Source organism: Actinoallomurus sp. NBC_01490 (assembly GCF_036227085.1).
Lineage (GTDB): Bacteria > Actinomycetota > Actinomycetes > Streptosporangiales > Streptosporangiaceae > Actinoallomurus > Actinoallomurus oryzae.
On record NZ_CP109433.1, the window covers coordinates 337697 to 354144 of the forward strand.

General features: G+C 68.2%; 17 protein-coding genes. 5 read left to right on the forward strand and 12 right to left on the reverse strand.

All coding sequences use genetic code 11. The features are described from left to right. Window positions 1-27 precede the first annotated feature (27 nt). From OG417_RS01710 to OG417_RS01740, 7 genes are all read right to left on the reverse strand, one after another. Window positions 28-516 carry a GNAT family N-acetyltransferase gene (locus tag OG417_RS01710; RefSeq protein ID WP_329248679.1) on the reverse strand — a complete coding sequence of 163 codons (489 nt, stop codon included), beginning with the start codon at window positions 514-516 and terminating at the stop codon, window positions 28-30. A gap of 49 nt (window positions 517-565) precedes the next feature. Further along, on the reverse strand, window positions 566-1213 hold the full coding sequence (locus OG417_RS01715; RefSeq protein WP_329248681.1) for a peptidoglycan recognition protein family protein: 648 nt from the start codon (window positions 1211-1213) through the stop codon (window positions 566-568). 1277 nt (window positions 1214-2490) lie between these two features. Further along, window positions 2491-2937, reverse strand: a complete 447-nt coding sequence (gene rplI, locus OG417_RS01720; protein WP_329248684.1) for a 50S ribosomal protein L9 — start codon at window positions 2935-2937, stop codon at window positions 2491-2493. Window positions 2938-2954: 17 nt separating this feature from the next. Further along, window positions 2955-3191, reverse strand: a complete 237-nt coding sequence (gene rpsR, locus OG417_RS01725) for a 30S ribosomal protein S18 (protein ID WP_252781265.1) — start codon at window positions 3189-3191, stop codon at window positions 2955-2957. Between the two features lie 72 nt (window positions 3192-3263). Next, window positions 3264-3830: a single-stranded DNA-binding protein gene (locus tag OG417_RS01730; protein ID WP_329248687.1), complete on the reverse strand. Its 567-nt coding sequence runs from the start codon at window positions 3828-3830 to the stop codon at window positions 3264-3266. Between the two features lie 46 nt (window positions 3831-3876). Continuing rightward, complete coding sequence (rpsF, locus tag OG417_RS01735) at window positions 3877-4167, reverse strand: 30S ribosomal protein S6 (RefSeq protein ID WP_329248690.1); 291 nt, start codon at window positions 4165-4167, stop codon at window positions 3877-3879. 140 nt (window positions 4168-4307) lie between these two features. Then, window positions 4308-4445, reverse strand: a complete 138-nt coding sequence (locus OG417_RS01740) for a hypothetical protein (RefSeq protein WP_285577270.1) — start codon at window positions 4443-4445, stop codon at window positions 4308-4310. A 134-nt stretch (window positions 4446-4579) separates the two neighbouring features. On the opposite strand from OG417_RS01740, the gene OG417_RS01745 reads away from it, so the two are divergent. Beyond that, window positions 4580-5005, forward strand: a complete 426-nt coding sequence (locus OG417_RS01745; RefSeq protein ID WP_329248692.1) for a hypothetical protein — start codon at window positions 4580-4582, stop codon at window positions 5003-5005. A 69-nt stretch (window positions 5006-5074) separates the two neighbouring features. Beyond that, window positions 5075-5830 (forward strand): deoxyribonuclease IV, encoded by a 756-nt coding sequence (locus OG417_RS01750; protein ID WP_329248694.1) that lies wholly within the window; start codon window positions 5075-5077, stop codon window positions 5828-5830. Between the two features lie 30 nt (window positions 5831-5860). Here OG417_RS01750 and OG417_RS01755 read toward each other — a convergent pair whose 3' ends face one another. The 5 genes from OG417_RS01755 to OG417_RS01775 all read right to left on the reverse strand — a co-directional run bounded on the left by OG417_RS01755 (window position 5861) and on the right by OG417_RS01775 (window position 11940). Further along, entirely contained in the window at window positions 5861-6280 is a 420-nt protein-coding gene (locus OG417_RS01755) for a barstar family protein (RefSeq protein WP_329248696.1), read from the reverse strand. Between the two features lie 50 nt (window positions 6281-6330). Then, complete coding sequence (locus OG417_RS01760; RefSeq protein WP_329248699.1) at window positions 6331-7446, reverse strand: mannosyltransferase family protein; 1116 nt, start codon at window positions 7444-7446, stop codon at window positions 6331-6333. Next, on the reverse strand, window positions 7447-8898 hold the full coding sequence (locus tag OG417_RS01765) for a glycosyltransferase family 87 protein (protein ID WP_329248704.1): 1452 nt from the start codon (window positions 8896-8898) through the stop codon (window positions 7447-7449). It lies immediately after the preceding gene. An 11-nt stretch (window positions 8899-8909) separates the two neighbouring features. Further along, window positions 8910-11117 (reverse strand): transglycosylase domain-containing protein, encoded by a 2208-nt coding sequence (locus tag OG417_RS01770; protein ID WP_329248707.1) that lies wholly within the window; start codon window positions 11115-11117, stop codon window positions 8910-8912. A gap of 424 nt (window positions 11118-11541) precedes the next feature. Beyond that, the gene (locus OG417_RS01775; RefSeq protein ID WP_329248711.1) at window positions 11542-11940 is read right to left on the reverse strand and encodes a DUF5318 family protein; all 399 of its coding nucleotides are present in this window, start codon (window positions 11938-11940) and stop codon (window positions 11542-11544) included. 185 nt (window positions 11941-12125) lie between these two features. Between OG417_RS01775 and OG417_RS01780 the strand changes: the two genes are divergently transcribed. From OG417_RS01780 to OG417_RS01790, 3 genes are all read left to right on the forward strand, one after another. Then, a complete protein-coding gene (locus OG417_RS01780) occupies window positions 12126-12698 on the forward strand; it encodes a PadR family transcriptional regulator (protein WP_329248714.1) in 573 nt (190 codons plus the stop codon). Between the two features lie 46 nt (window positions 12699-12744). Beyond that, window positions 12745-13824, forward strand: coding sequence for an inositol-3-phosphate synthase (locus tag OG417_RS01785; protein WP_329248716.1), 1080 nt, complete (start codon window positions 12745-12747; stop codon window positions 13822-13824). A 699-nt stretch (window positions 13825-14523) separates the two neighbouring features. Continuing rightward, on the forward strand, window positions 14524-16329 hold the full coding sequence (locus OG417_RS01790; RefSeq protein ID WP_329248719.1) for an ABC transporter substrate-binding protein: 1806 nt from the start codon (window positions 14524-14526) through the stop codon (window positions 16327-16329). Window positions 16330-16448 lie beyond the last annotated feature (119 nt).

Here is a 16448-nt window from a genome sequence, read left to right on the forward strand (position 1 = left end):
CCGGACGTCACGCCGGGCACGGGTGGCTCAGAGCCGCCGGTACATGATGTGGAGTCCGACGTAGCCGTGCACCGGATGGTGAAAGCCCGCCGGGAGGGTGGTCATCACCTCGAAGCCCAGTGACCTCCACAGCGCCACCGCCCGGGTGTTGGTCTCCACGACGGCGTTGAACTGCATCGCTCGAAAGCCGTCCTTGCGCGCCTGCTCCAGGACATGCTCGCCGAGCGCCCGGCCGACGCCACGGCCGGGGTGACGCGGATCGACCATGAAGCTCGCGCTGGAGATATGCGCGGCGCCGCCACGGTGGTTGCGGACGCTGTTGGCCGTACCCAGGACGGTGCCGTCCGCGTCAACGGCGACGAAGGTGCGGCCCGGAGGCGCGGGGAACCACATCTGCCTGGCCAGGGCTTCGGTGGTGTCCCGATCCCACGAGAACGTCTCACCGGCCCGGACGATGCCCTCCATGAAGGCCCACATCGCGGGCCAGTCGTACGGCATCGCTTCCCGGATCAGCATGGCCGCCAGCATGCGTCAGCCGGTCAGGGGCCGCAACCGAGTTTCGCGGCTAGCGCCGGTGCCTTCTGCCTCGATGTCGGTGCTGCGCGAGAAATGATCGCCTGCTGGCCTCCGCGTCCATGTCGTCGTCGTCCTCCGGGGGGCCGGTGTCGGAGCCGATCTTTCGGGCGACCTCCCGGCGGAGGCGTGGCAGTCGGCGATAGAGCACGTCACCGGGGCAGTCGGTGTCGTTGTAGTCGCGGTGGCCGACGATCGCGGTGGCGGGATCGAGGTTGTGGGCCGTACACAGCCAGGCGCACGTCTCGACGAGTGACCGCCACAGCTTCGCGGGCACCTCGTCCTTCATGTACGTGCCTTCGTTCTCGATGCCGAGGGTGTGCCGGTTGTGGTGCAGCGACTGCGCACCGACGACGAGTTCGTTGCGCGCGATGGCCCGCATAGTGCCCGCCCGGCCCTCCATGACGTAGCCGCCCCGGCTGATCGTCAGTTGTTCGCCGATGTCGTCCCAGCCTCGCGTCTCCATGTGAAACCGCTGGATCTGCCGCGACAGCGCGAACGCGTGCGCCCGCGAGGTGTCGCTCACGTTCGGAGAGGCGGTGTGATGGACGATGATGTGGTCCGGCGGCCGGTCGAGCACACGGGGTGGCCGCTTCGGCGCGTCCGCACCCCAGTCCCTCCGCGTGTAGACCTTCGGCATATCGTCCGCATTTGCTTGCATAGAACCCCCGGCAAGCATCACATCCGCAGCGGCGACTCCGATAGCCGTACGCAGCAGATGCCGGCGGAGTATCCCCTCGGCACCGATCGCGATCACCCCCGGTCCGCGACTGGACCGCCAGCGTAACCGCGTGATCACAAAATGCGAGCACATCCGGTCAGGGCGTTTCACGTGGAACGACGGGTAAACCCGAAAAGGGCCTCACCCAAACCCCATCCAGGGGGAATGCGAGCACCCGCAACGCACCGAGCCGGTGGGGTCGTGAGGCGAGGCGGAGAGGTGGCCGTCGTGACCGCTTCCACGCGCGGTATCGCGGAGTTATCCACAGTCCACAGCCGAGTTACCCACAGCCTTTGCGCTCTCAATCCACAGTCCCCTGATCGAGGAGCCGCCGGCCCAGAACCATCGCCCCTCGCCCGCCTTCCTCGTATCCCTGGCCGACGTCCGGCATGAGCCTCAACGACGGTCGGTGTGAACCACACGGCGACCACGTCCCAAGGCCGCCGAACTCACCGAAGCGCTCGCGCATCCCCTCCTCAGTGGCTCATGGCGGTGACGGCATGCGTCCCTGAATCAGCCAGGAGGAGAAGGCCACTTCTCCGGTTCGTCGCTTGCGGCAGATCGAGACGGTGTTTCGTCAAGGGCGGCTTCACCTGCGGATATGCGGGCAGAAGCAGGCGTACACCACCCCAGCTGACGCCCCAGTGAGGCGAGAAGGGCGCGAGGGCGGCGCGGCGTCGCACGTCGATGAGTCGGCGACGAGGCGGAGGCCGTCGGCGAGCACGCCCGCCGAGCGGAGACGGGATCCCCAGGAGAGTCCGCCGCTGACATTCCGGGGAGCGACCGGCTTGGCGAACGTGCCCCGGCGAGGCGGGAGGCCGTGGCACCACCCGGGCTACGACATGGATTCCGGCTCCGGACAGCGGAGACACCACGCCGTGGCCTCCTCCGTTCCACATCTCTCAACACCACCCCTCCCGACGATGTTTTCCACAGATTGTGGAAAACGCTGCCGGAGGCGCCGAACACTCCCCGCGAAGCTCGCTTACGACCAGGGCAAGCGGCAGCCTCATCCACCGCCGCGAACAGGACAGGTCGGACGCGTGCCCGAAATCCCGCCCGTGACCGGCGGAACCCGCCGAGCGGAGCACCCGCCGTGCGGACTCGCCGGCGAGCCGCAGACCTCGCTTGGCGGTGGGCAGCCGAAGGGCCGGGTCCGTTCGGGACCCGGCCCTTCGATCAGGTGCTGTCGGCTGTCAGCCGGCGAGGACCTCGATTTTGATCGTGGCGCTGACCTCGGAGTGCAGGCGGACGGCGACCGAGTGGGCGCCGACCGTCTTGATGGGGTTGGCGACCTCGATGCGGCGCTTGTCCAGCTCCGGGCCGCCCGACGCCTTCACCGCGCCCGCGATGTCGGCCGGGGTCACGGCGCCGAACAGGCGGCCGCTCTCGCCGGCGCGGGTGCGCAGGCGAACCTTGAGGCGCTCCAGCTCGCCGCGGATGGACTCCGCCTGCTCGATGCTGGCGATCTCGCGGGCGGCGCGGGCCTTGCGGATCGAGGCGATCTGCTTTTCCGCGCCGCGGGTCCACTGCATGGCGAAGCCGCGCGGGATCAGGTAGTTGCGGCCGTAGCCGTCCTTGACCTCGACGACCTCGCCCGGGGCGCCGAGCCCGGAGACCTGCTGAGTCAGGATGAGCTTCATGATCAGTGTCTCCCTTCTCAGCGAGCCGTGCTGGTGTAAGGCAGCAGCGCCATCTCGCGGGCGTTCTTGATCGCGGTGGCGACGTCGCGCTGGTGCTGGGTGCAGTTGCCCGTCACCCGGCGAGCGCGGATCTTGCCGCGGTCGGAGATGAACTTGCGCAGCAGCGCCGTGTCCTTGTAGTCGACGTAGGAGAGTTTCTCCTGGCAGAACAGGCAAACCTTCTTCTTCGGCTTGCGTGGTGCCGGTTTCGCCATCGTGGTGCTCCTCCTAGGAGAGCCCCGCTTGCGCGGGAATGGTCGGTTGGATGATGAGGGGTGTCGCAGGGGCTAGAACGGCGGGTCGTCGGAGAATCCTCCGCCGCCGCCTCCGGTGGCCCACGGGTCGTCGGCGGGCTGGTTGCCCCCGCCGAAGCCGCCGCCGCCACCCTGGCCGCCGCCGAAGCCTCCGCCCTGGCCGCCGCCTCCGCCGCCGAAGCCTCCGCCCTGGCCGCCACCGCCACCGAAGCCGCCGCCACCGCCGCCCTGCCGCTGGGTCTTGTTGACCTTCGCGGTGGCGTTCTTCAGGGACGGACCGACCTCGTCGGCCTCGACCTCGTACACGGTGCGCTTCTCACCCTCGCGGGTCTCGTACGACCGCTGCCGGAGCCGGCCCTGCACGATCACGCGCATGCCACGCTGGAGGCTCTCGGCGACGTTTTCGGCCGCCTGCCGCCAGACGTTGCAGGTGAGGAAGAGGCTCTCGCCGTCCTTCCACTCACCGGACTGCTGGTCGCGGAAGCGTGGGGTGGAGGCCACGCGGAAGCGCGCGACCGCCTGGCCGTTGGGGGTGAAGCGCAGTTCCGGATCGTCGACGAGGTTGCCGACGATCGTGATCTGGGTGTCGCCTGCTGCCATGCGGCTCTCCAGCTAACAGATTCGGGTTACGTGGGCGGCCGGAAACTCAGTGAGCCTCGGGCCGGATGACCTTCGTACGCAGGATGGAGTCCTGAAGGTTCAGCTGCCGGTCGAGTTCTTTGACCGTGGCAGGGTTGGCCGTCAGGTCGATCACCGCGTAGACGCCCTCGGACTTCTTGTCGATGTCGTACGAAAGGCGCCGGCGGCCCCAGACGTCGACCTTCTCGACGCTGCCGCCGTCGGTCTTCACGACGTTGAGGAACTGGTCGAGCGACGGAGCGACAGTGCGCTCTTCGGTGTTGGGGTCGAGGATGACCATGAGCTCGTAACGACGCATGCGGGTCCCAACCTCCTTTGGACTGGTGCGGTCACGGTCTCTCCGTGACAGGAGGGCCTTGCGTCTCGCCGCGGATCGGCTCCGCGCGATCGACACAGGCTATCAACAACGAGCAGCTCAATCGTCCGTGACGCGAGGACTCAGCTCGCCCTGCGCCGATCGAGCTCGGACATGATGTCGGCCATCCGTGACCGCATGCGCGCGGTCTGGGTGGTCAGCAGGGACAGCTCCTCGATCAGCTCGACGTCGTCGACGGCCGTCAGGTCGCGGGTCATCATCTCAGGCCTCCATTCGAAACCACGTTCGAGGGTAGCGGGTGGGTCTGACAGAATCGGGCGCGCCCACACCGACATGGGCCCAGGCCACGGCGGGAATCACCCCGAAAACGGACGAATCACGGGGGATGGAAACCATGCGGAAGGTTCTCTCCAGGCATCACCATCGGCAGCCCCCTCCGCCGCATCACCACCGGCAACCCCCACCGCCGCCGGTCAAGGACGAGGCCACGTGCGCCCACCCGGGCGCGGCCGACGTCGAGAGCCCCCACCAGTGCCCGGTGCATCACCGGGAGTACGCACGCGAGCATCCGCGTGAGTGCCGGCGCAGGGCCTCGCTCGCGTACCTCACCATCGCCGGCGGGGTGATCGCGTTCGTGTGCGGCGCCCTCAGTCCCACGCACTTCGCCGCGGTCTGCGTCGGCATCGTGACCATTGTGTTCGGCCTGTACTCCCAGCTGGTGTCGGACACGACGGTCGAGCGCTGGATCAACGTGATCGGCCTCGGGCTGGCGTTCCTGGGCCTCGGACTCGGGCTCAGGCACGGCGGGTTCCACATCTGAGCGACCGTCCGGAGCCTCACCCGGCGAGCAGGGGGCTCCGGGCGGTCCGTTGCGCGTAGGCTCGTCGCCATGGTGCGTATCGGAGCCCACGTGGACCAGACCGACCCTCTCGCCTCGGCCGCGGCCAAGAAGGCGGAGGCCGTGCAGTTCTTCCTCGGCGACCCGCAGGGGTGGAAGGCCCCGGTGCTCCCGGAGGGGCACGAGGCGATCCGCGACTCCGAGGTGGACGTCTACATCCACGCCCCGTACGTCGTCAACGTGGCGACCTCGAACAACCGCATCCGGATCCCGAGCCGCAAGATCCTCGCCCAGCAGCTCGAAGGCGCGGCCCAGATCGGCGCCAAGGGCCTGATCGTGCACGGCGGCCACGTACTGAAGAAGGACGATCCGCAGACCGGCTTCGACAACTGGCGCAAGGTCTTCGAGCGCATGGAGTGCCCCATCCCGGTGCTCATCGAGAACACCGCGGGCGGCGACAACGCCATGGCCCGCATGCTGGAGCGGATCGCGCGGCTGTGGGACGCGCTCGACGGCTTCGACGTGGGCTTCTGCCTGGACACCTGCCACGCGCACGCGGCGGGCGAGGACCTGACGGACATCGTCGACCGCGTACGCGCGATCACCGGCCGGATCGACCTGGTGCACTGCAACGACAGCCGTGACGCCTTCGGCTCCGGCGCCGACCGGCACGCGAACCTCGGCGACGGCAAGATCGACCCCGAGCTGATCCTGAAGGTCGTACGCGAGGCGGGCGCGCCGGTCATCGTCGAGACGCCCGGCGACGGGCAGGCCGCCGACATCGCCTGGCTCCGCGACAACCTCTGACAGCCGTCGCGGCGCGCGGGGCCCGCGGCCTCAGTCGGGATCGGCGGGCGACAGCAACAGCACGGCCATCGGCGTCGCGGTGCGCCGCCAGTGGTCGACGGCGGTCTCGAAGACGTCCACGAGGGTACGGTGCGCGGCCGGATCGGCGTCCGCCAGCTCGCCCCAGTGGTCGTACACCACGAGGTATCCGCAGTTCGCCGGCGTCCAGGACAGGTCGCGCAGGGAGTCCTGCAACGCGTCCCAGTTGTGCCCGAAGTACGACGGCAGCGCGAACTCCTCCGCGCACCGCGCCAGCAGCGTCCGCTTGTCGCGCACCCCGGCGCCGTCGAGCCAGAACACCCGCCAGCCCGCGCGCTCGGCCTCGGTGACGCCGCGGGCCGCCTCACGCCGGTCGGCGGCCCACGCGTGCACGCCCGGTTCCCGGCGCCCGGTCAGCAGTTCCTCGATCATTCGCAGCTCCCTACCCCGATCATGCGCCCGCAGACGCCGGTTCGGAAGGCTCAGCCCGCCCAGTGGCCGGAGGTGAAGAGGATGACCTCCTCGGTGAGCAGCGGCACGAACACCACGAGCACCACGGCGTACGCCGGCCACCGCAGCCTGCCGATGCCCAGCCAGAGCGGCCACCACAGCAGCGCCGCACGACCGATCGACAGGTAGAACGCCGAGGTCAGAAGCGAGGCGAGCGGCAACCCGACATAGACGGCCTCGGACCAGCGGCGCCGGGCCAGCAGCCAGCAGGTCAGGGCGACCCCGACGACCGCCGCGACGATCTCCACCCGGAAGGCCCCGGAGAACTCGTTGGACTCCCCGAACGCCGCCTGCCACGTCGTACGGAACGCGTCCCACGGCCAGGCCATCGACCGGCCCCAGCCCTCCTGCTGGGCGTGCTGCCACGCCAGCCAGTCGCCCGTACGCCGCCACTGGTACAGCGCGTAGGCGGCCACGGGCGCGAACGGCAGCGCGAGCCACGGCGTCAGCCGCCATCGCCGGTCCGCCACCAGGAACTCCACGATCAGCGCCAGCGCGAGGAAGATCCCGGTGACGCGTACGCACGCCGCCCCCATCGCGCACAGGACGGCCGGCTCCCAGCGGCGCTGCCGGGCCAGCAGCCAGGCGGGCACCGCGAAGGCCAGGAACAGCGACTCGGAGTACCCCGCGAACAGGAACACCGCGTACGGGCTGAGCAGCAGCGCCATCACGGCCTTCAGGCCGGTGCCCGGGCCGGTGAGGCGCGCGAGCCGCGAGAGCGCGACCGTCGCCACCGCCCCGGCCACGAGGCTGATCAGCAGTGCCGACAGCTCCCAGCTCGGGATCACGTAGTGGACGCCGCGGATCAGGATCGGCAGGCCGGGGAAGAACGCCGGCAGCCCCGCGTCCTGCGGCTGGCTCGGATCGCCCCGGTAGCCGTACTTGGCGATCTCGATGAACAGGTCGACGTCCCACTGCGTCCACCGGCCGAGGAACGAATCCTTCAGGTCCCCGTACGACCAGACGGCCGCGACCGTGACCGACAGGACGAGCACGCCCAGGCGGGTGCCGGCCCAGGCGCCCAGCGCGGCCCGGTCGGTATCGAGACCGGAGAGGAGACCGGCGCCCTCACGCGTGCGAACGGTCACTCATGCTGCCTGGGGAGCCGGGCGCCTAAGCAGGACGAACCGGTCCTCGGCACCGTCGAGGACGCCGCCGGCCGGATCGTCGACGCCGTCGCGGCGGACGACGTCGAGCCGTGGCACCAGGATGTCGACGACGACGAGCGCGGCGAGCATCAGGACGGTGAGGAACCGGGCGAGCAGTGCGATGTAGTAGACGCTGTCGTTGATGCCGCCGACCGGCGCGTGCCCGGACAGCACGGCCGACAGCGTGTCGGACAGGCCACTTCGTGGTGGGGCCGGCCGGCCGCTCTGCTCGGCCGCCTGCTCCAGCGACCCGGCCATCAGGTACCACCAGATGCCGAAGAAATAGACGATCTCTCCGGCCTGCCACAACAGGTAGGCGGGCAGCTTGGGCCGGGCCAGCGCGATCACGGGCAGCAGCCAGAGGACGTACTGCGGCGACCACACCTTGTTGGTCAGCAGGAACGCCGCGAGCACGAGGAACAGCACCTGGGGCAGCCGAGGGCGCCGCGGCGCGAGCAGCACGAGCAGCGCGATGAGCAGCGCCAGCACGGCGAACCCCGCCTCACCCATGAGGTTCAGCGTCGGCACCTTGTCGACCGACGACAGGCCCTCGCGCCCGGCCATGAAGAAGATCGAACCCCAGTCGACCGGACGCTCCTGGTTGAAGGTGTAGAAGCGGCTCCAGCTGTCGAAGGCCGCCAGCATGATCGGCACGTTCACGACGAGCCAGGCGATGACGGCCCCGGCGAGCATGCGGCCGAACTCCCGCCACCGGCCGGCGCGCAGGCACAGCAGGAACAGCGGCCCAAGGAAGAGCAGCGGGTAGAACTTGGCGGCCACGCCGAGGCCGAGCAGCACCCCGGCGGTGGCGTGGTGGCGGCGCGCCCAGGCCGCGACCGCGAGCGCGGACAGCGCGACGGCGAGCAGGTCCCAGTTGATGTACGCGGACAGCAGCAGCGCGGGGGAGGCGGCGACGAGCAGGCCGGCGCGCAGGCCGTGCCGCCCCGAGGAGTACGCGGTGGCGATGACGGTGACGACGGCGCAGAGCATGAGCGCCACGGCCGTCAGGTCGTAGAACCACATGCCGCTCGAGACGGCGTCCGACCCGCCGAACCAGCGGGAGATCACGGCCATGACGTGCATGAACCCGCCCGTGAGCACGGGGTACTCGACCGGCTCAGGGATCTTGTCGAGATAGGGGATCTTGCCGTCGGCGAGGCCGCGCCCGAAGTAGAGCGGATAGATGTCGGTGTAGCAGGCGTTGCGCACCGTCGGCAGGAAGTCGAAACCGACGCCGCGGCAGGGCAGCTTCTGCAGGTACCCCAGGAGCGAGACGACGACGGTGGTGGCGAACAGCGCGGGCACCGCGTGCCAAGGGCCGGTGCGCACGGCGGCGGGGCCGGAGGAGCCCGCGGCTCCTCCGGCCCCGTCGGTGACCTGGGGCTCCTGCATCAACGGTCGGGCTATTCGTCGATCGGCCTCGCGGCGCGGGCGTTCGGCCCCTGTCCTCCGTTGTTGTTCCCGTCCGGCGGCGACTCGCAGCCGACGATGCGCTTGCAGGTCGGCGATGCCGGAGGCGAGGTCTCCGGACAGTTCGGCCGGTTCGGGTGCAGGGTGCAGTTCGGGTTCTGGTTGCCGCCGTCGCTGGGCTTGCAGTTATCCCTCGTCGGGTTCTGGTACGGCAGGCAGGTCGGCGTCGGAGTGTTCTCCGGCGTCGGCTTCGTGGTCGGCGGCGGCGTCTGCGACAGGTCGGTGTTACCCACGTACGCCGGCGGCGGGAAGTGCGTGACCTCGTTGTACTTGCTGAGGCTCAGCGCCTTCGACATGTAGTCGTGCCAGATCGTGGCCGGAAGGTCACCACCGTTGATCGCGGGGTAGCCGCCGACGTTCTGCAGCGGGATCGTCTTGGCCGCGTGTTTCTTGGTGCGGTCCTGGAACCGCCACATGCCGATCGTCGTCACCAGTTGCTTCGGAGTGAAGCCGGAGAACCAGGCGGCGACGTTGTCGTTGGTGGTGCCGGTCTTGCCGGCCACCTCACGCCCGGGGACGGCGGCGTTCTTGCCGGTGCCGCGGGTCACGACCGACTGCATGGCGTACTGCACGTCATGCGCGACCTCCGCGCTGAAGGCGGAGTGACGCTCGATCGTCGGTTGCTTGGTCTTGCCGGTCGTCGGGTCGACGACCCGTCGGATGCTGTGCGGCGTGATGTAGTTACCGTCGTTGGCGATGGTGGAGTAGCCGCTCGCCTGGTAGACCGGCGCGATATCGGACTGGCCGAGGAAGAAACCACCTTCACCGGGATGTCCGTCCTGCAGCCCCTGCTTCGGCAGTCCGGCCGACTTCGCGAGGTTGTAGACGTCCTGCCAGCCCGCCTTGTAGCCCAGTGGCACGTAGACGGTGTTGAGGGAGTCCGCCGTCGCCTGGACGAGGTTGACGTACGGGTTGGGCGCGTTGGCCTCGTCGTTGATGAACCTCGTCGCGCCGGGCGTGCCCGCCGCGACGCTGTCGCCGTCGGTGGTGAAATACTGCGGCGACTTGCCGTTCATGATCGTCTTGAGGCTGATGCCCTTCTTCAGCGCGGTCGCGAGCACGTACGGCTTGAAGGACGATCCGACCTGGGCCGTCGAGTAGTAGGCGTCGTCGACCTGGCGTTTGACGAAGTCCGCACCGCCGTAGGCGGCCAGGATCTCGCCCTTGGTCGGATCCATCGTGACCAGGCCCACACGGGTGTCCTTGGGCATGTGGCGGGCCTTCAGGTCGTTCTCGACGGTCTGCTGCGCCTTTGCCTGCAGCGTCTTGTCCCAGGTGGTGTAGACCTTCAGGCCACCGTTCTCGATCTGCTGATCGGAGTAGCCCATGCCGCTGAGGGCGTTCTTCACACGCTCGTACAGGAAGCCCTTCTGGCCTCCCAGCGCGTTGCCCTTCGACCGCGGCTTGACCTTCGGCAGGTGGTCCTTGTATTTCAGGTAGTCCGTCTGGGAGATCGCGCCGGACCGCACCATGGCCTGGAGGACGATGTCGTACCGGTTCACCGTGTCCTGCAGGTGCGACTTGATCGCCGGGTCGTAGTAACCCGGCTGTTTGGCCTGCGCGGCGAGGATCGCGGCCTCTGGCACGGTGAGCGCGCTGGCGTGCTTGCCGAAGTACGCCTGCGCCGCCGCCTCGACACCGTTCGCCCCACGGCCGAAGAAGATGGTGTTGAGGTAGTTCTGCAGGATTTGGTCCTTGTCCTGCTGCTTACCGACCTTGACCGAGATGAAGATCTCTTTGAACTTCCGGGAGATCGTCTGTTCCTGGTTCAGGTAGGCGTTCTTGACGTACTGCTGGGTGATGGTCGAGCCGCCCTGTGTGGAGCCGCCCTTGAGGTCGTTGATGAGCGCTCGGGTGATACCGGTCGGTGAGACCGCCGACTCGTGGTAGAAGTTCCGGTCTTCGACGGAGACCACGGCCTGCTGCATGGGCTTGGAGATCTGGTTGAGCTGAACGACAGTGCGGGAACTGCCGATCTTCATCATCTGCGACCCGTCGTTCCAGTAGACGGTGGCGCCCTGGTCGGTGCTGGTCTGGTTGACCGTGGGAACCTTCACCATCGCGTAAGCGACGCCGACCATGCAGATGCTGGCGAGCGTACCGATCCCCATGGTGGCGAGCACGAGCTTCCAGGAGGGCATGAAACGGCGCCAGCCGGTCTTGGGCGGCTCGCCGCCGCGCGGGCCGCGCCCGCCTCCGGTGCTGCCGTTGGCGGTGCGCCGCCGTCCCGGGCCACCCGGCCCACCCGGCCCGCCGGGGCGTCCTCCCGGACCGCCGGGGCGGCGCGGTGGTCCGTCACCGCGGCGGGGTGGGCCTCCGTAGCGTTCGAGGCCCCCTGCGGGCGATCCGCTGGGCAGGGATGGCATGTCCGACCGCCCGACCGGCGTCTGCGGTCGGGTCGGCGGGGTGGGCCGTTCTCGTCCCCGCTGCCCGTACTCTGGCCCGTAATCGCTTCCGTAACTCACGCGACCTCGTTCACTGGGGTACGGCGGTCAATCCGTCCGACAGTACTGGGGTGGGCAAGCGACCGAGACCACCACTCGGGGTTTCCGCGTCGGAACGCGGCTACGAGCGTGCGGTTCTGCCCTCGTCGGAGGGGGCCTCCCCATGCCCTAGTACGTACGAGAGAGTCAAGTGGTTCCAGCCACAACTTTGGCACACTTCGACCACATACGCCCGGAACTCCCCAAATTCGTGGGCCATCTGCTGGAGCTCCGGGGTGGCCTTGACGCGTCCGGCGTAGCGGCCCAGCTGGTCACCGTAGACGTACGTCACATGCGTGAGCCGCTCTTTCCGGCAGACGGGGCACACCTTCTCGGTCGGCTCCCCGTGGTACTTGGCGGCCCTCAGGAGGTATGGGTGCGCGTCGCAGGCGTCGTCGACGGTCAGCCCCCCGGAGAACAGGTCGGACAGGGTGGCCCGCCGGGCGAGCCCGTAGTCGACGACCATTCGCTGCGACCACATGCCAGCAGCGTACGACGCAGCGCAAGGCCGGCCCCAGCCCCAGGCTCGCTCCTCTCTCGCCCGAGTGACGGAAACCCCGTCCGCGTGGGCGCTTGCGGCCGCCTACCCGTCGCCGTATCGTTCTGATGTATCGGTTCGATACATTCGAGCGATACATCGAGGCGAGTGGTCGGACGGAGGGGTTCATGAGAGGCAAGGGTGGCGAGCTCGAGCTCGCAGTGCTCGGGCTGCTCCACGAGTCCCCGATGCACGGCTACGAGCTGCGCAAACGGCTCAACGCTCTGCTCGGCATGTTCCGCGCCTTCTCCTATGGCTCGCTCTACCCCTGTCTGAAGCAACTGCTCGAACAGGGGTTGATCACCGAGGACGACCAGGAGCCCGCCGTGGTCCGGCCGGCGGCGACCCGCCGTTCGAAGATCGTGTACAAGCTCACCGCCGAAGGAAAGGAGCGCCTGCAGGAGCTCCTCTCCGAGGCGGGCCCCGCTTCCTGGGAGGACGAGGGCTTCGGGGTGCATTTCGCCTTCTTCGCCCACACCCGCGCCGACGTACGGCTGCGGATTCTCGAAGGTCGGCGCAGCCGCCTCGAGGAACGGCTGGAGGGCGTACGTGCCGCGCTGGCCCGCACTCGGGAGCGAGTCGACAACTACACGCTCGAGCTGCAACAGCACGGGCTGGAGTCGGTCGAGCGCGAGGTCCGGTGGCTCAACGAGCTGATCGGGCGCGAGCGCGCACAGCAACAAGAGGAAGAGAACCGCTGAGAGACGCGAGCGCGTCCCGGCATCAAGAGAAAAAGGAGCACCCCGCATGGGTTCAGTGCGCGTCGCCATCGTCGGTGTCGGCAACTGCGCGAGTTCGCTCGTCCAGGGAGTCGAGTACTACAAGGACGCCTCGCCCGACACTCGTGTTCCCGGCCTGATGCACGTCCAGTTCGGTGACTACCACGTCGGTGACGTGGAGTTCGTCGCCGCGTTCGACGTGGACGCCAAGAAGGTCGGCCGCGACCTGTCCGAGGCGATCGTGGCCAGCGAGAACAACACGATCAAGATCTGCGACGTCCCGCCGTCCGGGGTGACCGTACAGCGCGGCCACACCTTCGACGGCCTCGGCGAGTACTACCGCGAGATCATCCAGGAGTCCGACGAGACCCCGGTGGACGTCGTGCAGGTCCTCAAGGACACCAAGGCCGATGTGCTCGTGTCGTACCTGCCGGTGGGCTCGGAGGAGGCCGACCGCTTCTACGCCCAGGCCGCCCTCGACGCCAAGGTCGCGTTCGTCAACGCGCTGCCGGTGTTCATCGCCAGCGACCCCGCCTGGGCCCAGAAGTTCACCGACGCCGGTGTCCCGATCGTGGGCGACGACATCAAGTCCCAGGTGGGCGCCACCATCACGCACCGCGTGATGGCCCGTCTGTTCGAGGACCGCGGGGTCGAGCTGCTGCGCACGTACCAGCTCAACTTCGGCGGCAACATGGACTTCATGAACATGCTGGAGCGCAAGCGCCTCCAGTCCAAGAAGATCTCCAAGACCCAGTCGGTCACCTCGCAGATCCCGCACGAGATGGCAAAGGCCGACGTGCACATCGGCCCGTCCGACCACGTGCCGTGGCTCGACGACCGCAAGTGGGCCTACGTCCGCCTGGAGGGCAGGTCCTTCGGTGACACGCCGCTGAACCTGGAGTACAAGCTCGAGGTCTGGGACTCCCCGAACTCCGCCGGCGTCATCATCGACGCGGTGCGCGCCGCCAAGATCGCCAAGGACCGCGGCATCGGCGGCCCGATCCTGTCGGCGAGCTCGTACTTCATGAAGTCGCCGCCCGTCCAGTACAACGACGACCAGGCCCACCAGGCGGTCGAAGACTTCATCGCCGGCAAGGTGGAGCGGTAGCGAACGAGCGAGCGGAGTGGGCGGTGAGGTACGAGCCGCCCGCGAAGCGAGTGAGGAGCTACTGCGATCTGGAGCACGAGCGGTAGCGAACGAGCGAGCGGAGTGGGCGGTGAGGTACGAGCCGCCCGCGAAGCGAGTGAGGAGCTACTGCGATCTGGAGCACGAGCGGTAGCGAACGAGCTGCCGCGCCGAGGATACGAACGGTAGCGACGCTAGCGAGCGGATAGTCACCGTCACCGCGGATGTGAGCGGTGGCTTCCGCGACGCCTCAGGAGGCCCGCACGCGATTCCGCGTGCGGGCCTCCTGATGTCGGCGTTCTGGGGCGACCGGCCTACAATCCCCTTGATGGACGGCCGTGACCTGCTAGAACGCCAAGGCCTTATCTCAGGCGCTCCAGCGTCGGCAGTCTGTCGCGACGGGAATGCGAGAGAGGAAAGGGCTCGACCAGAGCGGATACGCCGGCCAGGACTCCCCCAGCTTTTTGCGACACGTAGTGCGATGCCCCATTAACGGTATGTCGTCACGTTGTCACGGGCTTGTCTCGCGATCTGAACGGTTGAGTAACCAGTCCCACTCTTTACCAATCTGAGCTGGACAGTGACTCCGGCTCAGGGTGTTCTCGCACCTTGAGGCGTGCCTGCCCCGGCATGCTTTGACCCCATAGCGTAAGACGGCCGCAAGGCCGGAGGAGGGCGTACATGACTGGTAGAACGACGGGGCTAAAGGCAGCGGCCGCCATCGGCGCGCTCGCTGTCGGCCTTGCCGCCTGCGGCGGCGGCAGCGGCGGCGGCAGCGGCTCTGATGACGGCAAGCCCAAGAAGGGCGGCACGCTGAAGATCGTCGGTGCCGGTGGTCAGGAGAACCTGGACCCGACCAGCGCCTACAGCACGGTCTCGAGCGCCCTCCAGCGGACCTACTCGCGCCAGCTGTTCGCCTACCCCGCGTCGAAGGACCCGAAGGCGGCCAGCACCCCGGTGCCGGACGCCGCGGCCGAGATGCCGACGGTGGACAACGGCGGCATCAGCAAGGACGGCCTGACCTACAAGATCAAGGTCCGTCAGGGCATCATGTGGGACTCGCAGCCGCCGCGGCCGATGGTCGCCGGCGACTTCGTGCGGGCCTTCAAGCACATGTGCAACCCGGCCTCCCCGGTCGGTGCGCCGAACTACTACGTGCCCAACATCAAGGGCATGCAGTCGTACTGCGACCCGTTCCTGAAGGACAAGAAGCTCCAGCAGGACCCCAAGGGCATCGAGAACTACGAGAACAGCCACGACATCTCCGGTGTCAAGGCGCTCGACGACTACACGCTCCAGGTCACGCTGACCAAGCCCGCCTCGGACTTCATCAGCCTGCTGGGCATGACCTTCGCGTCGGCCGTGCCGGTCGAGTACTACAAGTACGTGCCGGGCAGCCCGGACCAGTTCCGTCACCTGGTGTCGGCCGGTCCGTACAAGGTCACGGTGTTCAACCCCGGCAAGCAGATCGTGCTGGAGAAGAACACCAGCTGGAAGCAGGACACCGACCCGCTGCGCCACCAGTACGTGGACCGCATCGAGGTCACCGAGGGCCAGGAGTCGCCCGAGACCGTCCAGCAGCAGCTTGAGGGCGGCAACGCCGACATCTCCCTCGACCAGCCGGTGCCGGCGTCGGCGCTCGGCCGCCTCGCGCAGAAGAACGACCCGAACCTGACGGTCAACGGCCCGCCGGTCTCCAACCCGTACCTGGTGTTCAACTTCCGGAGCCCGAACGCCAACAAGGCGATGTCGAAGCTCAAGGTGCGGCAGGCGATCGAGTACGCCATCAACAAGGTGGCGCTGGCCCGCATCTACGGTGGCCCGAAGTACAACACGCCGCTGAACACCATCATCCCGCCGGACAGCGTCGGCTACCAGGACTACAACCTGTACCCGACGAACGGCAGCCAGGGCGACCCGGCCAAGTGCAAGCAGATGCTCGCCGAGGCCGGCTACCCGAACGGCCTCAAGGTCAAGGCCGCCTACCGCCAGGCGGGCAACCACCCGGCGATCTTCCAGAGCTACGCGCAGGACCTGAAGGCGTGTGGCATCACCGTCGAGGGCGTGCCGGTTCCGCAGGCCGACTTCTACACGCAGTTCCTGCAGAAGACGGACAACACGCTCGCCGGCAAGTGGGACGTCGCGGCTCCGGGCTGGGTGCCGGACTGGTTCGGCAACAACGGCCGTGCGGTCATCTCCCCGCTGTTCGACGGCCGCAACTGGGCCGATGGCACCTCGAACTACGGTGACTACGACAGCCCCACCACCAACGGTCTCATCGACAAGGCCCTCACCGCCAAGACGACGGACGAGGCCGCGAACTACTGGCACCAGGCCGACCAGCAGATCATGAAGGACGCGGCCATCGTGCCCTTCATGGCGCAGAAGACCCCGTGGTACCACTCCTCGCGGGTCAAGGGCGCCACGTGGCTGCCGATCGCTCAGCAGTTCGACTTCACCAACCTGTGGATCAGCTCCAGTAGCTGACGCACCACAGCGAGTATTGGCGGCCGGGCGCGTCGGTGGCGGCGAGCCCGGCCGCAGTGCTGTACGACGGCTCAAGTGAGCCGGGCCGCGTACTCGCTAGACGGTGATGTCGCAGGCAG

What these genes read in the sequence shown, in the direction of transcription:
- OG417_RS01710 (WP_329248679.1), bottom strand. Translation starts at nt 516, where the DNA reads ATGCTGATCCGGGAAGCGATGCCGTACGACTGGCCCGCGATGTGGGCC.
- OG417_RS01715 (WP_329248681.1), bottom strand. Translation starts at nt 1,213, where the DNA reads ATGCCGAAGGTCTACACGCGGAGGGACTGGGGTGCGGACGCGCCGAAG.
- rplI (WP_329248684.1), bottom strand. Translation starts at nt 2,937, where the DNA reads ATGAAGCTCATCCTGACTCAGCAGGTCTCCGGGCTCGGCGCCCCGGGC.
- rpsR (WP_252781265.1), bottom strand. Translation starts at nt 3,191, where the DNA reads ATGGCGAAACCGGCACCACGCAAGCCGAAGAAGAAGGTTTGCCTGTTC.
- OG417_RS01730 (WP_329248687.1), bottom strand. Translation starts at nt 3,830, where the DNA reads ATGGCAGCAGGCGACACCCAGATCACGATCGTCGGCAACCTCGTCGAC.
- rpsF (WP_329248690.1), bottom strand. Translation starts at nt 4,167, where the DNA reads ATGCGTCGTTACGAGCTCATGGTCATCCTCGACCCCAACACCGAAGAG.
- OG417_RS01740 (WP_285577270.1), bottom strand. Translation starts at nt 4,445, where the DNA reads ATGATGACCCGCGACCTGACGGCCGTCGACGACGTCGAGCTGATCGAG.
- OG417_RS01745 (WP_329248692.1), top strand. Translation starts at nt 4,580, where the DNA reads ATGCGGAAGGTTCTCTCCAGGCATCACCATCGGCAGCCCCCTCCGCCG.
- OG417_RS01750 (WP_329248694.1), top strand. Translation starts at nt 5,075, where the DNA reads ATGGTGCGTATCGGAGCCCACGTGGACCAGACCGACCCTCTCGCCTCG.
- OG417_RS01755 (WP_329248696.1), bottom strand. Translation starts at nt 6,280, where the DNA reads ATGATCGAGGAACTGCTGACCGGGCGCCGGGAACCGGGCGTGCACGCG.
- OG417_RS01765 (WP_329248704.1), bottom strand. Translation starts at nt 8,898, where the DNA reads ATGCAGGAGCCCCAGGTCACCGACGGGGCCGGAGGAGCCGCGGGCTCC.
- OG417_RS01770 (WP_329248707.1), bottom strand. Translation starts at nt 11,117, where the DNA reads ATGCCCTCCTGGAAGCTCGTGCTCGCCACCATGGGGATCGGTACGCTC.
- OG417_RS01775 (WP_329248711.1), bottom strand. Translation starts at nt 11,940, where the DNA reads ATGTGGTCGCAGCGAATGGTCGTCGACTACGGGCTCGCCCGGCGGGCC.
- OG417_RS01780 (WP_329248714.1), top strand. Translation starts at nt 12,126, where the DNA reads ATGAGAGGCAAGGGTGGCGAGCTCGAGCTCGCAGTGCTCGGGCTGCTC.
- OG417_RS01785 (WP_329248716.1), top strand. Translation starts at nt 12,745, where the DNA reads ATGGGTTCAGTGCGCGTCGCCATCGTCGGTGTCGGCAACTGCGCGAGT.
- OG417_RS01790 (WP_329248719.1), top strand. Translation starts at nt 14,524, where the DNA reads ATGACTGGTAGAACGACGGGGCTAAAGGCAGCGGCCGCCATCGGCGCG.